The organism is Aminobacter sp. P4_H6_2, from assembly GCF_056400805.1.
This window is the reverse complement of sequence record NZ_JBFUKO010000049.1, coordinates 1-18,028: the sequence shown is the minus strand read 5'-3', so window position 1 is coordinate 18,028 and position 18,028 is coordinate 1. Positions and strand designations below refer to the sequence as shown.

Annotated in this window: 18 protein-coding genes; 6 read left to right on the top strand and 12 right to left on the bottom strand. The window is 61.9% G+C overall.

The genetic code is table 11. From position 1 onward, the window contains the following. Together AC1DUU_RS06545 and AC1DUU_RS06540 are read right to left on the bottom strand one after the other, a co-directional pair. A partial coding sequence (locus AC1DUU_RS06545; RefSeq protein ID WP_476782609.1) for a flavin reductase family protein occupies positions 1–535 on the bottom strand: 535 nt, incomplete at its 3' end. A gap of 4 nt (positions 536–539) precedes the next feature. After that, on the bottom strand, positions 540–1,124 hold the full coding sequence (locus AC1DUU_RS06540; RefSeq protein ID WP_476782608.1) for a nitroreductase family protein: 585 nt from the start codon (positions 1,122–1,124) through the stop codon (positions 540–542). A gap of 138 nt (positions 1,125–1,262) precedes the next feature. On the opposite strand from AC1DUU_RS06540, the gene AC1DUU_RS06535 reads away from it, so the two are divergent. Beyond that, a complete protein-coding gene (locus AC1DUU_RS06535) occupies positions 1,263–2,231 on the top strand; it encodes a hypothetical protein (RefSeq protein ID WP_476782607.1) in 969 nt (322 codons plus the stop codon). Positions 2,232–2,313: 82 nt separating this feature from the next. On the opposite strand, the gene thrS is transcribed toward AC1DUU_RS06535, so the two are convergent. The 4 genes from thrS to AC1DUU_RS06515 all read right to left on the bottom strand — a co-directional run bounded on the left by thrS (position 2,314) and on the right by AC1DUU_RS06515 (position 6,074). Next, positions 2,314–4,281 (bottom strand): threonine--tRNA ligase, encoded by a 1,968-nt coding sequence (thrS, locus tag AC1DUU_RS06530; RefSeq protein WP_476782606.1) that lies wholly within the window; start codon positions 4,279–4,281, stop codon positions 2,314–2,316. Between the two features lie 183 nt (positions 4,282–4,464). Then, positions 4,465–5,301 (bottom strand): class D beta-lactamase, encoded by an 837-nt coding sequence (blaOXA, locus tag AC1DUU_RS06525; RefSeq protein ID WP_476782605.1) that lies wholly within the window; start codon positions 5,299–5,301, stop codon positions 4,465–4,467. A 144-nt stretch (positions 5,302–5,445) separates the two neighbouring features. Next, positions 5,446–5,814: a membrane protein insertion efficiency factor YidD gene (gene yidD, locus AC1DUU_RS06520; RefSeq protein WP_476782611.1), complete on the bottom strand. Its 369-nt coding sequence runs from the start codon at positions 5,812–5,814 to the stop codon at positions 5,446–5,448. Positions 5,815–5,909: 95 nt separating this feature from the next. Beyond that, positions 5,910–6,074 (bottom strand): hypothetical protein, encoded by a 165-nt coding sequence (locus tag AC1DUU_RS06515; RefSeq protein ID WP_476782604.1) that lies wholly within the window; start codon positions 6,072–6,074, stop codon positions 5,910–5,912. A gap of 94 nt (positions 6,075–6,168) precedes the next feature. Here AC1DUU_RS06515 and AC1DUU_RS06510 point away from each other — a divergent pair, with 94 nt between their 5' ends. After that, positions 6,169–7,083 carry a LysR substrate-binding domain-containing protein gene (locus tag AC1DUU_RS06510; RefSeq protein ID WP_476782610.1) on the top strand — a complete coding sequence of 305 codons (915 nt, stop codon included), beginning with the start codon at positions 6,169–6,171 and terminating at the stop codon, positions 7,081–7,083. On the opposite strand, the gene AC1DUU_RS06505 is transcribed toward AC1DUU_RS06510, so the two are convergent. Beyond that, the gene (locus tag AC1DUU_RS06505) at positions 7,080–7,520 is read right to left on the bottom strand and encodes an iron-sulfur cluster assembly scaffold protein (RefSeq protein WP_476782603.1); all 441 of its coding nucleotides are present in this window, start codon (positions 7,518–7,520) and stop codon (positions 7,080–7,082) included. The two genes, AC1DUU_RS06510 and AC1DUU_RS06505, sit on opposite strands and share 4 nt — an antisense overlap. 236 nt (positions 7,521–7,756) lie before the next feature. Between AC1DUU_RS06505 and folE the strand changes: the two genes are divergently transcribed. From folE to AC1DUU_RS06490, 3 genes are all read left to right on the top strand, one after another. Beyond that, the gene (gene folE / locus AC1DUU_RS06500; protein ID WP_476782602.1) at positions 7,757–8,395 is read left to right on the top strand and encodes a GTP cyclohydrolase I FolE; all 639 of its coding nucleotides are present in this window, start codon (positions 7,757–7,759) and stop codon (positions 8,393–8,395) included. A 37-nt stretch (positions 8,396–8,432) separates the two neighbouring features. Continuing rightward, positions 8,433–8,885: a phosphoribosyl-AMP cyclohydrolase gene (hisI, locus tag AC1DUU_RS06495; protein WP_476782601.1), complete on the top strand. Its 453-nt coding sequence runs from the start codon at positions 8,433–8,435 to the stop codon at positions 8,883–8,885. 189 nt (positions 8,886–9,074) lie between these two features. Further along, positions 9,075–10,040 (top strand): patatin family protein, encoded by a 966-nt coding sequence (locus AC1DUU_RS06490; RefSeq protein ID WP_476782600.1) that lies wholly within the window; start codon positions 9,075–9,077, stop codon positions 10,038–10,040. Here AC1DUU_RS06490 and recJ read toward each other — a convergent pair. The 5 genes from recJ to AC1DUU_RS06465 form a co-directional block, all read right to left on the bottom strand. Next, positions 10,037–11,827 carry a single-stranded-DNA-specific exonuclease RecJ gene (gene recJ, locus AC1DUU_RS06485; RefSeq protein ID WP_476782599.1) on the bottom strand — a complete coding sequence of 597 codons (1,791 nt, stop codon included), beginning with the start codon at positions 11,825–11,827 and terminating at the stop codon, positions 10,037–10,039. The genes AC1DUU_RS06490 and recJ overlap by 4 nt on opposite strands. A gap of 56 nt (positions 11,828–11,883) precedes the next feature. Continuing rightward, the gene (gene glpX, locus AC1DUU_RS06480) at positions 11,884–12,858 is read right to left on the bottom strand and encodes a class II fructose-bisphosphatase (RefSeq protein ID WP_476782598.1); all 975 of its coding nucleotides are present in this window, start codon (positions 12,856–12,858) and stop codon (positions 11,884–11,886) included. Positions 12,859–13,048: 190 nt separating this feature from the next. Beyond that, complete coding sequence (locus tag AC1DUU_RS06475; protein ID WP_476782597.1) at positions 13,049–14,362, bottom strand: homoserine dehydrogenase; 1,314 nt, start codon at positions 14,360–14,362, stop codon at positions 13,049–13,051. A 49-nt stretch (positions 14,363–14,411) separates the two neighbouring features. After that, positions 14,412–15,629, bottom strand: coding sequence for an LL-diaminopimelate aminotransferase (locus tag AC1DUU_RS06470; RefSeq protein ID WP_476782596.1), 1,218 nt, complete (start codon positions 15,627–15,629; stop codon positions 14,412–14,414). Positions 15,630–15,678: 49 nt separating this feature from the next. Beyond that, positions 15,679–16,062 (bottom strand): hypothetical protein, encoded by a 384-nt coding sequence (locus AC1DUU_RS06465; RefSeq protein WP_476782595.1) that lies wholly within the window; start codon positions 16,060–16,062, stop codon positions 15,679–15,681. A gap of 99 nt (positions 16,063–16,161) precedes the next feature. Between AC1DUU_RS06465 and AC1DUU_RS06460 the strand changes: the two genes are divergently transcribed. Next, positions 16,162–17,991: a PHA/PHB synthase family protein gene (locus tag AC1DUU_RS06460; protein WP_476782594.1), complete on the top strand. Its 1,830-nt coding sequence runs from the start codon at positions 16,162–16,164 to the stop codon at positions 17,989–17,991. Positions 17,992–18,028 lie beyond the last annotated feature (37 nt).

Genomic DNA, 18,028 nt, shown 5'->3' with positions numbered 1-18,028 from the left:
GGGCGACGTTGCCGGCCTTGACCGTATCGAACAGCCCGTCGGTCAGGAACGCCTCGTCGATATGGACGCCGACGACCTCGCCAATGACGACGAAAACACCGGCGTCGTGGCCATCCAGTCCCTTTGGCCGAAAGATCTCGGTCACCTTGCACTCAAGTGCTGCGGGTGCCTCGGCAACGCGCGGCGGCGCGACCAGTCGCGATGGCGCGGGCGTCAAGTCGGCATAACCGAATTCGCTGACGCCACGCGGTGCATTGACCGCACTTCGGTTCATTTTCTCGGCCAGATCGCGGCCAACGAGATTGGCAACGAACTCCTTTGTCTCGGCCGCGAAGGTGGCGCTGTCTTTTGGTCCTTCCGACGAAAACCAGACCAGATGCGGATTGCTGGAGAAAGCGTTGAAGAACGAATAGGGCGCGAGGTTGAGCGCCCCGTCCTTGCCGAGCGTCGAGATCCAGCCGATCGGCCTCGGCGAGACGATCGCCTTGAATGGGTCATGCGGCAGGCCGTGGCCTTTCGACGGCTCGTAGAACAATAGCCTATCCTTCCCAAGGACCCGCATAGTCGGAATAGAGCCCGGCTACATCAGGGCGCGGCCGCTCGGGCGCTGGGCCATCATAGCTGCCAATATGGATGAAGCCTACGACGCGCTCGTGAGGAGCAAGGCCCAACAGCGCGCGCCCTTCCTCATTGTCGGAATACCAGTTGGTGATCCAGTTCGCGCCATAGCCCAGCGCGTTGGCGGCAATGACGAGGTTCATGGCGGCGGCACCACCGGACAGGAACATCTCCCATTGCGGGATCTTGGCGTTCGGCTTGGGGCTCGATACCACACCGATCACCAACGGAGCACGCGAGAACCGGGCAAGTTCCTGCTTGCGGCGGCCTTCGGCAAGGGGACCTTCGCGACGTTCGGCAAGCTCGGCGAGCTTCTTGCCAATCTCGACGCGCGCATCGCCACGATAGATGATGAAACGCCAAGGCTCCAGCCGACCGTGATCAGGCACGCGGGTCGCCGCGCGCAGCATCGTCTCGATCTCGGTGTCGGAAGGTGCCGGCGCACGCAGTTCGGGGATGGGCGCGGAATTGCGGGTCAGCAAAAAGTCGATGATCGGCGATGGCACGGCGCAGGCGCTCCTTGGGTTTTTGGCTGAAGCACCGGCCCGAAATGGCGGCTGCTCTGGCAGCGGCGCATTGCGGTTGAGAATCCATCGCGCCGGAATAGCCTTGAAATTGCCACCGCCTTGCGCTTCAAACAAGGCATGTCTTGGGGATACATCCGACTTTTCGTGCCGATTCTGGGTGCCGCACTGTTTACGGTGCAGCCTTCGGTTGGTTTCGCTCAGGATGGCGCGACCGCTCTCGAAGGATTGAGCCTGCCTGGCATATCGGGTTTTGCCTCGCCACGCGGCGACGAACCGCTGGCAACCGGCACGCTGGGCGAAATTACGCTCACCGCGCAAATGACCGACAAGGGCAAGGACATCAGTCGCGGCCTGGTTTGGCGCGTGTTCCGCCCCGAGGCAGGCCCGGACGGCAAGTTGCCGCTGGTCGCTTCGGCCCAAGGTGGCACCAGCATGTTCCAGCTACCGCCCGGCAGCTATCTCGTGCACGCCTCCTATGGCCGTGCAGGTGCCACCAAGCGCATTACCGTCGGCAAGCAAGGCAAGCGCGAAAGCCTGGTGCTCGACGCCGGTGGGCTCAAACTCGACGCGGTGTTATCCGGTGGCGTGCGCATCCCGCCAGCAAAACTGAAATTCTCGATCTACGAAGCCGACCCCGGCAGCGACGGCGAACGCGCGCTCATCATTCCGAATGTCGCGCCAAATTCGGTGGTTCGCCTCAACTCCGGCACCTACCATGTCGTTTCGACCTATGGCAGCGTCAACGCCGTCATTCGCTCCGACATCCGCGTCGAGGCAGGCAAGCTCACTGAAGCAACCGTCGAACACCGCGCCGCCGATGTCACCTTCAAGCTGGTGCGCGAGGCCGGCGGCGAAGCCATCGCCGACACGTCATGGTCGGTGCTGACAGAATCGGGCGACCCGCTGCGCGAAGCGGTCGGCGCTTTTGCCTCGATGGTGCTTTCGGAAGGCGACTACACGATCATCGCCAAGAACCGCGACCGCATCTACCAACGCGATTTCACCGTCGTTGCCGGCAGCAATCAGGACGTCGAAGTGGTCGCCTCGGAAGATGCGGCGATCGACCCCAACGAAGGCGCAGATTGATCTGGCCCGCGTGGGTTGTTTCCAGCAAACAAAAAAAGGGCGGCATCACTGCCGCCCTTTCTGCGTCTCTTAGCCTCTCGGCTTATGCGCGGCGGCGATCCGGAGCCGTCGCTTCTTCGCGCAGCGAGGCAACCGCCTCGTCAAGCGTCATCGAAACCTGATCGCGCGAGCCGAGACGCCGCACGTTGACGGTTGCCTCTTCCGCCTCGCGCTTGCCGCAGACGAGAATGACCGGCACCTTGGCCAGCGAATGCTCGCGGACCTTGTAGTTGATCTTCTCGTTGCGCAGATCAGCCTCAGCCGACAGACCAGCTGCCTTGAGCTTGGCCACCACAGAGCGGACATAGTCGTCGGCGTCAGACGTGATCGTCGTCACCACCACCTGCTGCGGCGCAAACCATAGCGGGAAGTGGCCCGAATAGTTCTCGATCAGGATGCCAAGGAACCGCTCCATCGAACCGCAGATGGCGCGATGGATCATGACAGGCTGCTTCTTCTCCGAATCCGAGCCGATATAGAAGGCGCCGAAACGCTCTGGCAGGTTGAAGTCGACCTGGGTGGTGCCGCACTGCCATTCGCGGCCGATGGCATCACGCAGCACATATTCGAACTTGGGACCGTAGAAGGCGCCCTCACCCGGATTGATCGACGTCTTGATGCGATTGCCAGACTGCGCCTCGATGGTCTTGAGCACATTGCCCATGATCTCTTCGGCGTGATCCCATGCCTCGTCGGAGCCGACACGTTTGTCGGGCCGGGTCGACAGCTTGACCGAAATCTCGTCGAAGCCGAAGTCGGCATAGGTCGACAGGATCAGGTCGTTGATGCGCAGGCACTCGGCCGCCAACTGCTCTTCGGTGCAGAAGATATGCGCATCGTCCTGCGTGAAACCGCGCACGCGCATCAGCCCGTGCAGCGCGCCCGACGGTTCGTAGCGATGCACATTACCGAATTCGGCAAGCTTCACCGGCAGATCGCGATAGGACTTCAGCCCGTGCTTGAAGATCTGGACGTGGCCCGGGCAGTTCATCGGCTTGAGCGCGAAGACGCGTTCGTCGTCTGTATCGTCGCCGGCAACCGTCACCTTGAACATGGCATCGCGATACCAGCCCCAGTGACCCGAGGTCTCCCACAGCGACTTGTCGAGCACCTGTGGCGCGTTGACTTCCTGGTAGCCCTGCTGGTCGAGGCGGCGGCGCATGTAGCTGACGAGGTTCTGGAACATCTTCCAGCCCTTGGCGTGCCAGAAGACGACGCCTGGGCCCTCTTCCTGGAAATGGAACAGGTCCATCTCGCGGCCAAGGCGGCGATGGTCGCGCTTTTCGGCTTCTTCCAGCATGTGCAGATACTGGTCGAGCTGCGCCTGGTCAGCCCAGGCCGTGCCGTAAATGCGCGTCAGCATCGGATTGTTGGAATCGCCGCGCCAATAAGCACCGGCCACCTTCATCAGCTTGAAGGCGCCGCCGATCTGGCCGGTCGAAGCCATATGCGGACCACGGCACAAATCGAACCACTCGCCTTGCGCGTAGATGTTGAGGTTCTGGTCTTCAGGGATCGCATCGATCAGCTCGAGCTTGTAGGCCTCGCCCTTGTCGGAGAACACCTGCTTGGCCTTGTCGCGCGACCAGACCTGCTTGGTGAACGGCTTGTTGCGCCCGATGATCTCGCGCATCTTCTTTTCGATCGCCGGGAAATCCTCGGGCGTGAAAGGCTCGTTGCGCGCAAAGTCGTAATAAAAGCCGTTGTCGATGACAGGACCGATGGTCACCTGGGTACCCGGCCACAGCTCTTGAACGGCTTCCGCCAGCACGTGAGCGGTATCGTGACGGATCAGCTCCAGAGCGCGCGGATCGTCGCGCGTGAGGATCTCGACCTTGCCCGACTTGCCGAGCGGGTCGGACAGATCGCGCACGGTGCCGTCGACGGCATAAGCGACCGCCTTCTTGGCAAGCGACTTCGAAATCGACTCGGCCAGGCCAGCACCTGTCAGCGCCGCGTCATACTCGCGGACGGAACCATCGGGAAATGTCAGGGAAACGGAATTCGACAAAGCTCTTCTCCTATCCAGTCCCGCAAACGAGCGCGGGTGGTTAAAAGCCGGATGCGTCCGGCAGCGAGGGGTCTTTTATGGCGAGTTTTCCGCCTCGTAAAGACTGACGGCGATGAGATTGCAGCTTTGGACCGTCGAGATTTGCGTCCGCTAAAGGCTGTGAACCCAGCAAAGCGCTCGTGATCAGTTCTTCACCAGCGTTGGCAGCTGCTGCAGGAAATCGTCGCGTGCCTGGAGGCCCATGCGGGTCTTGGCTCGCTCGTTGCCGACCACCAGACGCACGAACACCAGCTTGCGGCCATCCCTCTCGGCCCAGCCGATGAACCAGCCGAAGGGCCGGTTCGCATCGACCTTGCCAGCCTTGTTGGTGAGCCAGCCGCTGCCGGTCTTGCCCTGCACGCGCCAGTCGCCGGCCTGGAATGCTGGCAGGATGGCATTGGTCATGTCGTAGGCCTTGGCCGACATCGGCAACTTACGGCCGACAATCTCGCGCAGCAAGCCGATCTGCTCGACCGGCGAAATCTTCAGCGACGAGCTCAACCAGGCATGGGTAAGGCCATCCTTCTTGCCGGCATTGCCTGAGATGTCCTTGTTGCCATAGCCGAATTTGTCGATGTAGGCAGCGAAACGCTTGTCGCCCAGCCGCCGGGTGATCTCCTGCGAGAACCAGACGACCGAATCCCTTTCCCAGATCGTCGGATCGACGGTCCTTTGATCACGCTGGACCGCCTTGAACTCAGGCTTGTAGTCCCAGCTTGGCGTATGCTCATCGACAAGAATGCCCACGTCGTAGCCGACAAGCGCAAGCGGCAGCTTGAAGGTCGAGGCCGGGCTGACCCGCTGGTCACAGATACCGCGCTGGTAGACCGTTTCGCCACTTGCTGCATCGACGATCAGATTGCATTCGAAGGCCTGGTTTGGCGTGGCCGACTTTGCCGAGGCAGGCATCGATGCCGCCAGCGACGCCGCGATGAACCCTATTGCAGCGAGGAGCAGGAGGCGGAGATCGGCGTGACGCACGTGGAATTCCCTCTGGCGATTGGTGCAGAGGTCCTAGACTGTCGCCTTGTCTCGAATATGACTAAACTTGGATCGACTCTCTTTACGCTAACTAAATCGTAAAGCGGGCAGCAGGCCAGTTGGCCGGCGGCGTACGCCTAGGCATCACGAACGGTTTTCAGGCCACTTTTTGCTGATGAGCCAGTAGCGCCAGGGCGTGAACCAGGCGTAGCGCCGGTCAAGTTTTTCCGGCACGCGGTCGATGCCATGGGTGCCCCACGGGCCGCAGCGGACAACACGAAAGAGTCCCATCCAGCCACCGGCCCACAGGCCGTGGCGAGCGATCGCCTCGTGGGCGTATTCCGAGCAGGTCGGCATATGCCGGCATGAATTGCCGATGAAACCCGAAAGCGTCAGCTGATAAAGCCGCACCAGCGACGTGCCGAGCACGCGACCCGGCGTCTTGCGCCATGGCCCAGCCCAGTTGCGGCCGCGTGCGGCGATGCTGCGTGTGTGGTCGTGACCGTGGTCCATCGTCTCCGCCGATCGGAATTTCTTCATCATAGATGTCAATTCCGACATGCATACGCAATGTTCGGCCTCTAGGACCACAGCGCTGCGGCGCCATGTCACGCAAGCCAGCCAAGCTTCGCCCAGCGGTGGGGGCACCGCCGTTGCGGGGTGGCGAGCTGTTTCCGCTCGGCGCCGCAGCGCTTCGCGCTACGTGCGGAATGGTCGGCCTGAAACGTCGCGATGCGGAACATCTCGGCGTAGGCGTTGAAGAGCGTTGGCATTGTTTTGCCTCCTTAGCTGGGAGGATTAGACCGCCTCTAGCTGTCTGCTTCAAACGAGTATAACGTCCGCCTTGGATAACCTGAGATTATGCGAATGAAGCGCGGGCGGCTGCCGCTGACGGCATTGAGAAGTTTCGAGGCGGCCGGCCGGCATCTGAGTTTCAGCCGTGCGGCGGAAGAGCTTTTTGTCACCCAGGCCGCCATCAGCCGGCAGATTCGCGAGCTTGAAACGTTCCTGCGCCTGCCGCTGTTCGTACGTTATCACCGTCGCGTCGAACTGACCGAACCGGGCCAGAAGCTGTTGCAGCAGCTGATCAAAAGCTTCGACGATATCGATCAGCGGCTGTCGGAATTGGCCGGCGCGCGCACGCAATCGGTGGCCGGCGTCAGCGTCGAGCCGTCGCTGGCAGCCAGTTGGCTGGTGCCGCGCCTCAACCAGTTCCGCGAACTGCGGCCCGACATCGACATCGTGCTCGATGTCGATCCGCGCCTGATCGATTTCCGCAACGACCAGGCCGAACTTGCCTTGCGTTTCAGCGCTCACAGCACGTCGTGGCCGCGCAGTGAAGCGGAGCTGTTGGGGCCGGTCGTCGACTCGCCCGTACTCTCGCCCGCCCTGCTCGCCTCTGGCCCGGCTTTGGAAAGCCCTGGCGATCTGCGCCGCTACACCCTGCTGCATGAAGAAAACCGCCAGGGATGGGCACGCTGGTTCGAGGCCGCAGGCGCCACCGAAGCCCCTGTATCCGAGCGTGGGCCGCTGCTGGCAGACGCCGCTCTGTCGAAACAGGCTGCGATGCTCGGCCACGGTGTGGCACTTGGCGATCTGTTGCTGGTGCGTGAGGAGCTTGCGGCCGGAACTTTGGTCAAGCCGTTCGAGACCAACGTGGTGTGCGGCGGCTACTGGCTGGTGGCAAAAAGCCTGAGCAAACTGTCGGAGCCTGCACAAGCATTCGCCGATTGGATCAGGGCTGAGTTCGCCGAAAGTCTGCGCAATCTCGAAGATTGCTAAGCGGCGGCCTGCTTGCGCTCGATCTGGCCGATGGCATCAACGACAGCGTCGAAAGTCAGCATGGTCGAAGCGTGGCGCGCCTTGTAATCGCGCACCGGCTCGAGATATTTCAGATCGGCGAAGCGTCCCTCGGGCGGCGTGCCACCTTCCTTGAGCATGCGCAGCATGGTGTCCCTCACCGCACGTAGCTCATCAGCGYTCGCACCAACCACATGTTCGGCCATGATCGACGACGATGCCTGGCCCAGCGCGCAGGCCTTGACCACATGGCCAAAGTCGGTGACCAGGCCGTCTTCCATCTTGAGATCGATGGTGACGGTCGATCCGCAAAGCTTGGAATGGGCGGTAGCTGTGGCATCAGGATTTTCGAGATGCCCGAGCCGGCCGATATTGCCCGCGAACCCGAGAATTTTCGTGTTGTAGATGTCGTCGATCAACTTTTTTCACTCTGAGTGCGTGTGGTGAACAACTCTTGTCGCTGACGCATCTTTCAATCGTCGTCTTCACCCATATATAATGGTTGCGCTCACCTCTCGACAAGGCTGCAGAAACAGCATCGGGAGGAAGGGCATGATGAGCAGCTTTGGGTACGGCACTATTCCGGTGGTCCCTAAAGTGGCTGTGTCCGTTCAACTCGTCCCTGCTTTGACAGGGACTACTGGAGACGCCTGAGATGGATGCCGTTGCCAAGAAGCTGATGCCGCAATCAGCGTACATGGATATGCCTACGACCGACCGCCCGACCGAGGCGGAGGTAGAAGCTGCCGTCAAGGTGCTCTTGCGCTGGACCGGCGACAATCCCCAACGTGAAGGCCTGGTCGACACGCCCAAGCGCGTGACCAAGGCGTTCCGTGAGATGTTCAACGGCTACGACATGTGCCCAGCCGATGAGCTTGGCCGCACCTTCGAGGAAGTGRCCGGTTATGACGACCTCGTCATCGTCCGCGACATCAAGTTCCACTCGCATTGCGAGCACCACATGGTGCCAATCATCGGCAAGGCGCATGTCGGCTATCTGCCCGATGGCAAGGTTGTTGGCCTGTCCAAGATCGCCCGCGTCGTCGACATCTTCGCCCACCGCCTGCAGACGCAGGAAGCCATGACGGCGCAGATTGCCGGTGTCATCCAGGACGTGCTAAATCCGCGCGGCGTTGCCGTGATGATCGAGGCCGAGCATATGTGCATGGCCATGCGCGGCATTCGCAAGCAGGGTTCGACGACCCTGACCTCCACCTTCACCGGCGTTTTCCGGGATACTCCCGAAGAACAGGTCCGGTTCGTGACCATGGTGCGAGCCGGCGGCGGGATCTGATTTCCCATCGCCGGTGCCCTCGACTTAGGACCCGGCGATGACCCTGCAGTTTCCCCAAGCTTCCAACGACAAAAGCGCGCTCGAAGAAGGCGTGGCGTTCACGCCGCGCTTCGACGCCAACGGCCTTGTCACCGCCGTCGTCACCGACGTTGCCGATGGCACGCTGCTGATGGTCGCGCACATGAATGCAGAGGCGCTTGCCCTGACCATCGAGACCGGCATCGCCCACTACTGGTCGCGGTCGCGCGGCTCGTTGTGGAAGAAGGGCGAGACATCGGGCAATTTCCAGCACGTCGCCGAGATCCGTACCGACTGCGATCAGGACGCGGTATGGCTGCGCGTAAAAGTTACCGGCCATGATGCAACCTGTCACACCGGCAGGCGTTCCTGCTTTTATCGGACGGTGGGGCTGAAGGACGGCGTCGCGACCCTCAGCGCAGACGGCAGCCTCCCCCTGTTTGACGCGGACGAAATCTACCGCAAAGAATAGTGAACCCTCCTGACGCCCCTGCGACACTAAGATTCACGATTTCGATACGGCCTGGATGTAGTCTAGGTGCGGGACTGTGCATGCTCCGAAAGTTGGACTCGATTTTCGGCAAGGATCATGCACCGATTCAAGGTGTCGCAGCGTCCTTTGCGCGTCCGAACGGGTGCGCGGCGCTGCAGGGAGATTGTGATGCTCGAGTGGGCGTCCTTCCACACGCGCCAGAACGTCCGGGAAGCCAACGGCTTTTCCTCGGGCGGCAGTTCTGACGGCCCAGCAACCCCGAAAGAAACCGGCATTTCGCTTGCTCTTGGCGGCGGAGCCGCGCGCGGATGGGCCCATATCGGCGTGCTACGCGCGCTGGATGAAGCCGGCATTCGCATTAACATGATCGCCGGCACCTCGATCGGCGCACTCGTCGGCGGCTGTTATCTCGCTGGTAGGCTGGATGAGCTTGAGGAATTCGCCCGCAGCCTGACCAAGCGCCGTCTGTTTGGCCTGTTCGACCTGAAGCTCGGCGGCAATGGTCTGTTCGGCGGCATGAAACTCGACGCCCGCATGCAGCAGCACATGGGCAGCGTGACTTTCGAAGACCTGCCCAAGCCGTTTATCTGCGTTGCGACCGAAATCCGCACCGGCCATGAGATCTGGCTTTCGAGCGGCTCACTGATCAAGGCCATGCGAGCTTCCTATGCGCTGCCCGGTGTTTTCGAACCGGTCACCTGCAATGGCCGCGTCCTGGTCGACGGCGCTTTGGTCAATCCGGTCCCGGTCTCAGTCTGCCGCGCCAACGAGCAGCCACTGGTGGTGGCCGTCAACCTACACTACGACCTGTTTGGCCGTGCCGCCGTCATTAAACACAGTGCCGGCGAACTGGTGGTCGAACGCCCGGCAAGGCCTGGGGAAACTCCCGGCTACAGCGAGCGCGAGGCACGGCTTGGCATCACTGGGGTGATGGTAGAGGCGTTCAACATCATCCAGGATCGCATTTCACGCGCACGTCTCGCCGGTGACCCGCCTGATCTTTCGATCCAACCCAAGCTCGGCCTCATCGGGCTTTCGGAATTCCATCGGGCCGACGAGGCCATCCGCCTCGGTTATGAGGCAACCAAGGCGCAGATGGAAGAGATCCTCCGGCTACAGGCAGTGCTCGGCTAAGGCCCGGCAAGTGCCGCATCGATCATCCTGAACTGAGCGGTGCGGCTGCCATTCCAGTGATTGACCGAAATCGAACCGGCCACATGGACCGTGCGGTCACGGTTCCTGAACAGGAAGTCGCCGATCGGCGTTTCCGCTGCCCTGAAAGCAATACCCTGCAGGCGGCCACCACTCTCCGAGCGCAAATCGACCCGGATATGCGCCGTGCCGACCAGCCGGACGTTGGCTAAACGGTGGCGCGGCAAGACGAAAACAGGCGCGACATGCCCTGCCCCAAACGGCCCAGCTTTCTCAAGCGCATCGACAAGATTCAAGGTCGCGCCTTCGGCGGCCAGCGCGCCATCGATCTTGAGGCTTTCCTCGTCCTGAAGGCGAAACACATCCGCCGCCGCCCGCTGCTCGAAAAAGGCGCGCAGTTCGCCAAGCTTTGCACGCTCGACAGTGATGCCGGCGGCCATGGCGTGGCCGCCGCCCTTGACCAGCAAGCCGGCCTCCACCGCCTCGCGCACCAACCGACCGAGATCAAAACCCGAGACCGAACGGCCCGAACCAGTGCCTATGCCATTTCCGTTGAAGGCGATGGCAAAAGCCGGACGTCGGGCGTGGTCCTTGAGCCGCGAAGCGAGGAGGCCAACGATGCCGGGATGCCAAGTCGTGTTCGCCGTCACCAAAACAGCAGGACCAGGACCGGCACCAATCTCGGCATCGGCCTCGGCGCGCGCCTCGGCCAGCATTTCGGTTTCCATCGCCTGCCGTTCCTGGTTCAGGCGGTCGAGCGTTCCAGCGATCGTTCCGGCCTCGACCGGGTCGTCGGTGGCGAGCAGCTTGCTGCCCAGTGCGGCATCGCCGATGCGTCCGCCGGCATTGATGCGCGGACCGAGCAGGAAAGCGAGATGGAAGTTGCTGAGCGGCTCGCCGATGCGAGCGACGCGGGCAAGTGCCGTCAGGCCGACATTGTTCTGCTGGCGCATGGCCCGCAGCCCTTTGACGACGAAAGCGCGATTGACGCCGGTCAGCGGCACGACGTCGCAAACGGTTCCCAGCGCCACGAGGTCGAGCAGCGACAGCAGGTCCGGGCGCGGCGCATCGGGCAGTTTTTCCCGCAGCACCTTGGCGGTCTGGACCAGCGTCAGGAAGGTCACGCCGGCAGCACAGAGATGCCCCTGGCCGGAAAGATCATCGTCGCGGTTCGGGTTGACCACCGCGCACGCATTTGGCAACGGCCCACCGACCTGATGGTGGTCGAGCACGACCACATCGGCACCGGCCTCGTTGGCCGCATCGATCGAGGCCGCACTATTGGTGCCGCAGTCGACAGTGATGATCAGGCTGGCGCCCCGGCCGATCAATTCACGCATCGCGTCGGGATTGGGCCCGTAACCTTCGAAAATGCGGTCGGGAATGTAGATCTCGGATTCGACGTCGAAATGCGTGAGAAAGCGCTTCATCAGCGCCGAGGATGAGGCTCCATCGACGTCGTAGTCGCCGAAGATCGCGACCTTCTCCTTGCGCATCACGGCATCGGCGATGCGCCCGGCAGCCTTGTCCATGTCGGTCAACGAGGCCGGATCGGGCAACAGGTCGCGGATCGTCGGATCGAGAAAGCGCTCGGCATCGTCCGCCGTGACACCGCGACCGGCAAGCACGCGCGCGACGATGTCGGGCACGCCGTGCCCCTGGGCAATGGCGAGCGCCAACATATCCTGCCGTTCGGTCAACCGGTGCTCCCATGAAACACCGGTGGCCGAACGCCGAACGCCGAGGAAATTACGCTTTTCAGTCGCCATTCAAACCTAGTCCACCCGCTTCGGATCGACCATAGGCGACCGGAACCAGCGCGTAATCAGAATTTTTCCAGATCCTGGTGGCGCGCCTTGATCTCGCGAACAGTCTTGGACGACGAACGCAGCACGATGGTGTGGGTGGTGATCGAATCGCGGCCGAACTTCACACCGGCAAGCATGTTGCCGTCAGTGACGCCTGTGGCGGCAAACAGCACGTCGCCGCGCGCCATTTCCTCGACACGATAGACCTTGTTGGGGTCGGTGATGCCCATGGTTGCAGCGCGAGCGACCTTCTCGGCGCTGTCGAGCAGCAAGCGGCCCTGCATCTGGCCGCCGGTGCAACGAAGTGCCGCTGCAGCCAGCACGCCTTCTGGCGCGCCCCCGGTGCCGAGATAGATGTCGATGCCGGTCTCGTCGGGATCAGTGGTGTGAATGACGCCGGCGACATCGCCGTCGCCGATCAGGCGGATAGCTGCACCAGTCGCGCGTACTGCTTCGATCAGCTTGGCATGGCGCGGGCGATCGAGAATGCAGGCCGTGACTTCTTCGACCGGTACGCCCTTGGCCTTGGCGACGCTGGCAATGTTTTCAGCCGGCGAGGCATCGATGTCGATCACGCCTTCCGGATAGCCCGGGCCGACCGCGATCTTGTCCATGTAGACGTCTGGCGCAAACAGCAGGCTGCCCTTTTCGGCAATGGCGATGACGGCCAGCGCATTGGGCAGGTTCTTGGCGCAGATGGTGGTGCCTTCGAGCGGATCGAGCGCAATATCGACTTCCGGTCCGCCCGAGCCGACTTCCTCGCCGATGTAGAGCATCGGCGCTTCGTCGCGCTCGCCCTCGCCGATGACGACAGTGCCGTTGATGGCAAGGCGGTTCAATTCCTGGCGCATGGCATCGACCGCGACTTGGTCCGCAGCCATCTCGTCGCCACGTCCGCGCAGCCTTGCGGCGGCCACGGCAGCCCGCTCGGTGACGCGCACGAGTTCCATGGTGAGAATCCGGTCGAGGCCGGCAACAACGCTTTTCGCCATATCAGGGTCCTGAAATCGATGAATTCGGAGCGCCCGAACCGGGCAGGCCCTTATTGTCAAACCCGCATGACAACAGCAAGACCTGTTGCCCGCTTTATCGAAAGCGAAGCAATATCAATCGATTGAAAGGAATTTGCGGTTGACGGCCCGGTCCAGGGCACATTTCTGCCCCCTCGCGTACAAGCAGGTCTTATCCGGCACGCTCGATGCGAATGACCTGCGGCTTGTCGGTCAGGTGGCCGTCCTTGGTAATGCCGTCGACCGCCTTGCGCACGGCTGCTTCGGTGGTCTCATGGGTAACCAGGATCACCGTCTTCTGTGCCACACCGTCCGTGCCGTCGGCGTGCTGGACAATCGATTCCAGCGAAATGTCGTTGTCGGCCATGCGCTTGGCGATAGCCGCGAACACGCCGATGCGGTCGTGCACCGTCAGGCGGATGAAATAACCGCCGGCGTGGCTGCGCATCTGCGCCTTCTTGTAAGGCTTCAGTTCCTTAGCCGGACGGCCGAACACCGGCCCATGCTGGAAGCCTGGACGGCTCTTGGCGATGTCGGCGATGTCGCCAACGACGGCCGACGCGGTGGCGTTACCGCCGGCGCCGGGCCCCGACAGCAGCAGCTCGCCTAGAATATCGGTCTCGATGGCGACGGCGTTGGTGACGCCATGAACCTGGGCGATGACCGAAGCCGTCGGCACCATTGTCGGGTGCACGCGCTGTTCGATGCCGCTTTCGGTGCGTTGGGCAACGCCGAGCAGCTTGATGCGATATCCGAGCTCGGCAGCAGCGCGGATGTCGGCCTGGGTGATGTTGGAGATGCCTTCGAGATAGATGTCGTCGGCCGCGATCTTCGAGCCAAAGGCCAGGCTGGTCAGGATGGCGAGCTTGTGAGCCGTGTCGTTGCCCTCGATGTCGAAGGTCGGGTCGGCTTCGGCATAACCCAGCCGCTGTGCGTCTTTGAGGCAAGCGTCGAAGGTCWGGCCTTCGGCTTCCATGCGCGTCAGAATGTAATTGCAGGTGCCGTTCAAGATGCCGAAGACGCGGGTGACGGTGTTGCCGGCCATCGCTTCGCGCATCGTCTTGATGACGGGGATGCCGCCAGCCACCGCCGCTTCATAGTTGAGCAGAACGCCCTTCTTCTCGGCGACTTCGGCGAGTGCCACGCCATGTTTGGCGAGCAGCGCTTTGTTGGCAGTCACGACATGGCGGCCAGCATCAAGCGCCGCACGAACACAGGCACGGGCAGCGCCCTCGTCGCCGCCGATCAATTCGACAAAGACGTCGATGTCGGCTTTCTCGGCTAGTTCAATCGGATCTTCGAACCACGTGGCTCCGCTCAGGTCGACGCCGCGGTCGCGCGAACGATCGCGGGCGGAAACGGCTGACACAACGATCTCGCGGCCGCACTGACGGGTGAGCTCGGCTCCCTTGTCGCGCAGCACGCGCGCCACCGAAGCACCGACCGTGCCGAGACCGGCAATTCCAACACGCAATGCTTCAGCCATGGTCGACGGCGCCTCTTATTTCAGCAGTTCTGGATTGTCTGTGGTGCGCTCAGCGGTGGGCTGCGAGCGGAACCACATTGTTGGGTTGTTTGCCGGTGGTCGTCAGGAAGCGCTTGATGTTGCGCGCCGCCTGACGGATCCGGTGCTCGTTCTCGACCAGCGCGAGACGTACATAGTCGTCGCCGTGCTCGCCAAAACCAACACCCGGAGCCACCGCCACGTCGGCATGCTCGATCAACAGCTTGGAGAACTCGAGCGAACCAAGATGCTTGAACGGCTCGGGTATCGGCGCCCAGGCAAACATCGTCGCAGCCGGTGCCGGGATTTCCCACCCAGCACGGCTAAACGAGTCGACCATCACGTCGCGACGTTTGTGATAGACCTCGCGCACTTCGGCAATGTCAGTGCCGTCGCCATTGAGTGCCGCGGTCGCGGCCACTTGGATCGGCGTGAATGCACCGTAGTCCAGATACGACTTCACGCGCGTCAAGGCGGCGATCAAGCGTTCATTGCCGACAGCAAAGCCCATGCGCCAGCCAGGCATCGAAAACGTTTTCGACATCGAAGTGAACTCGACAGTGACGTCGATGGCGCCAGGCACCTGCAGCACCGAAGGCGGCGGATTACCGTCGAAATAGATCTCCGAATAGGCGAGATCCGACAGGATGATGATGTCGTTCTTTTTCGCGAAGGCGACGACATCCTTGTAAAAGTCGAGCGTCGCGACATGCGCCGTCGGATTCGACGGATAGTTGAGGATCAGCGCCAAGGGCTTGGGGATCGAATGGCGGACGCCGCGCTCAAGTGCCGGGATGAAGCCATCATCCGGCTTGGCCTGGAGCGAACGGATGACGCCGCCCGACATGATGAAGCCGAAAGCGTGGATCGGATAGGTCGGATCGGGGCACAGCACCACGTCGCCGGGTGCCGTGATCGCCTGCGCCATATTGGCGAAGCCTTCCTTCGAGCCCAGTGTCGCCACGACCTGGGTGTCGGGATTGAGCTTCACGCCAAAGCGGCGGGCATAATAATTGGCCTGGGCGCGGCGCAGGCCGGGGATGCCGCGCGACGACGAATAACGATGAGTGCGCGGGTCGCGAACCACTTCGCACAGCTTGTCGACGATAGCGGTCGGCGTCGGCAGGTCGGGATTGCCCATGCCAAGGTCGATGATGTCGGCGCCGCGCGACCGGGCGCTGGCCTTCAGCCGGTTGACCTGCTCGAAGACATAGGGCGGAAGGCGGCGGACCTTGTGAAATTCTTCCATGTCAATTCCAGGTAAACAGGGGGCTGCGCGATGCGTGCGCGATATATACTCATTTGCAGGCAGGGTCGATRGCCTGGCACTCGCCTTCGATGGCCTTGAGCGTATCGTCGCCATGCTTTCTGGCCAGCGTGGTCATCGCCGCCGAATTGTCCGCTGCAACGCCCGCCTTGGCGCCTTGGCGCCCTTGCGCGGCATGTAGATTGGCTAGCTTGGCCGCCTTTTGATCCTCGGTGAACTGCGGAGCCGCGGACTGCGGCGGGATATTGAGATTGGGGTATGTGYCGGTGTCCTGCGCGCCGTGGGCTCCGACCGGCACAGAATTGGTCGCCGCAGTGCTGGAGCAACCGCTGGCGGCAACAGGCAATGCCAGCACGCCAGCAAACAGAACCGCCCGGGCGCAGAAAAAAATATGCCGACCAACACTATATGTCATAAAGTTTCCCCGACAGGCGCGGTAGAGCGCGTTGGACCCGGTAAGACGTCACATGATAGTATGTCAATAAAAGGCCCTTTGGGAGGACCTGCAAAGACCATGGCGAAGGTAGACGATTCGGACAAGCCGACCGGCGATTCCCCCTCCTCCGTCGAGCAATATCTCGTCAAAGATCCCGAGCGTTTTGCGCTCAACATGGCGCGCATGATCGAGCAAGCAGGCAAGGCGGCATCCGCCTGGGCTGAACCGCGCGAAAGGGGCGAGCTCCGCGACACCGTTGCCGAGCCGATGACCGATATGGTCAAGACCTTTTCAAAACTCACCGAATACTGGCTGTCTGACCCACAACGCGCTCTCGAAGCCCAGACCAGGCTGTTTTCCGGCTATCTCGACGTGTGGAGCAAATCGGTTCAGCGGATGGGCGGCGACGAGGTCGACGACGCTGTGAAGCCCGAGCGCACCGACAAGCGTTTCCTCGACCCCGAATGGGGCCGCAACGCCTTCTTCGACTTCCTCAAGCAGGCCTATCTGGTGACGGCGCGTTGGGCCGGCGATCTTGTCGAGCATGCCGACGGCCTTGATGAACATACCCGCCACAAGGCTGGCTTCTATGTGAAGCAAGTCGCCAATGCGATCTCACCCTCCAACTTCATCCTGACCAATCCGGARYTGTTTCGCGAAACYGTCGCCAGCAACGGCGAAAACCTGGTGCGCGGCATGAAGATGTTCGCCGAGGACATCGTGGCTGGAAAGGGCGACCTCAAGCTCAGGCAAGCCGACTATTCCGGCTTCGAAATCGGCAAGAACATCGCCACCACGCCCGGCAAGGTTGTCGGCCGCAGCGATGTCGCCGAAATCATCCAGTACGCACCTTCCACCGACAAGGTGCTGAAACGGCCGCTGCTGATCTGCCCGCCATGGATCAACAAATTCTACATCCTCGACCTCAACCCGAAAAAGTCGTTCATCAACTGGGCGGTCGAACAAGGCCACTCGGTCTTCGTCATCTCGTGGATCAATCCCGACCAGCGCCACGGCCTGAAGGATTGGGAGGCCTATATCCGCGAGGGCCTGCAATATGGTCTCGACACTGTCGAGCAGGCGACCGGTGAGCGCGAGGTCAACGCGATCGGCTATTGCGTCGGCGGCACGCTGCTGGCCGCTGCCCTTGCGCTCCTGGCGCAGGAGGGCGACCACCGCATCCGCTCTGTCACTTTCTTCACCACCCAGGTCGATTTCACCTATGCCGGCGATCTCAAGGTGTTCGTCGACGAGGACCAGATCACAGCGCTCGAAGGAGCGATGAAGGACAAGGGCTATCTCGACGGCACCAAGATGGCAACCGCCTTCAACATGCTGCGCTCGGGCGACCTGATCTGGCCCTATGTCATCAACAACTACATGCGCGGCAAGGACCCGCTGCCCTTCGATCTGCTCTACTGGAACGCCGATTCGACGCGGATGGCAGCCGCCAACCACTCGTTTTACCTGCGCAACTGCTATCTCCAAAACAACTTGTCGCAAGGCAGGATGGAACTTGCTGGCCGCACCGTCTCGCTCGCCGACATCACCATCCCGGTCTACAACCTCGCCGCCCGCGAAGACCACATCGCCCCGGCCCGCTCGGTCTTCCTCGGCTGCCAGTATTTTGGCGGCGACGTCGACTACGTCGTTGCCGGCTCGGGGCATATCGCGGGCGTGGTCAATCCACCTGCCGCGGGCAAGTATCAATTCTGGTCGAACGGCAAACCGACAGGCGATTTCGACGCATGGCTCCAGGACGCGGCCGAAACACCTGGCTCATGGTGGCCGCACTGGCAGCGCTGGATCGAAGCCAAAGACGATAGCCGCGTTGCGGCTCGCAAGCCTGGCGTAAGCGGCGACGTGTTAGGCGATGCCCCCGGCAGCTATGTGAGGGTCCGCGTGTAACTCGCTGTAATGCGTGGTGAGTTGACGCCCTTAACAA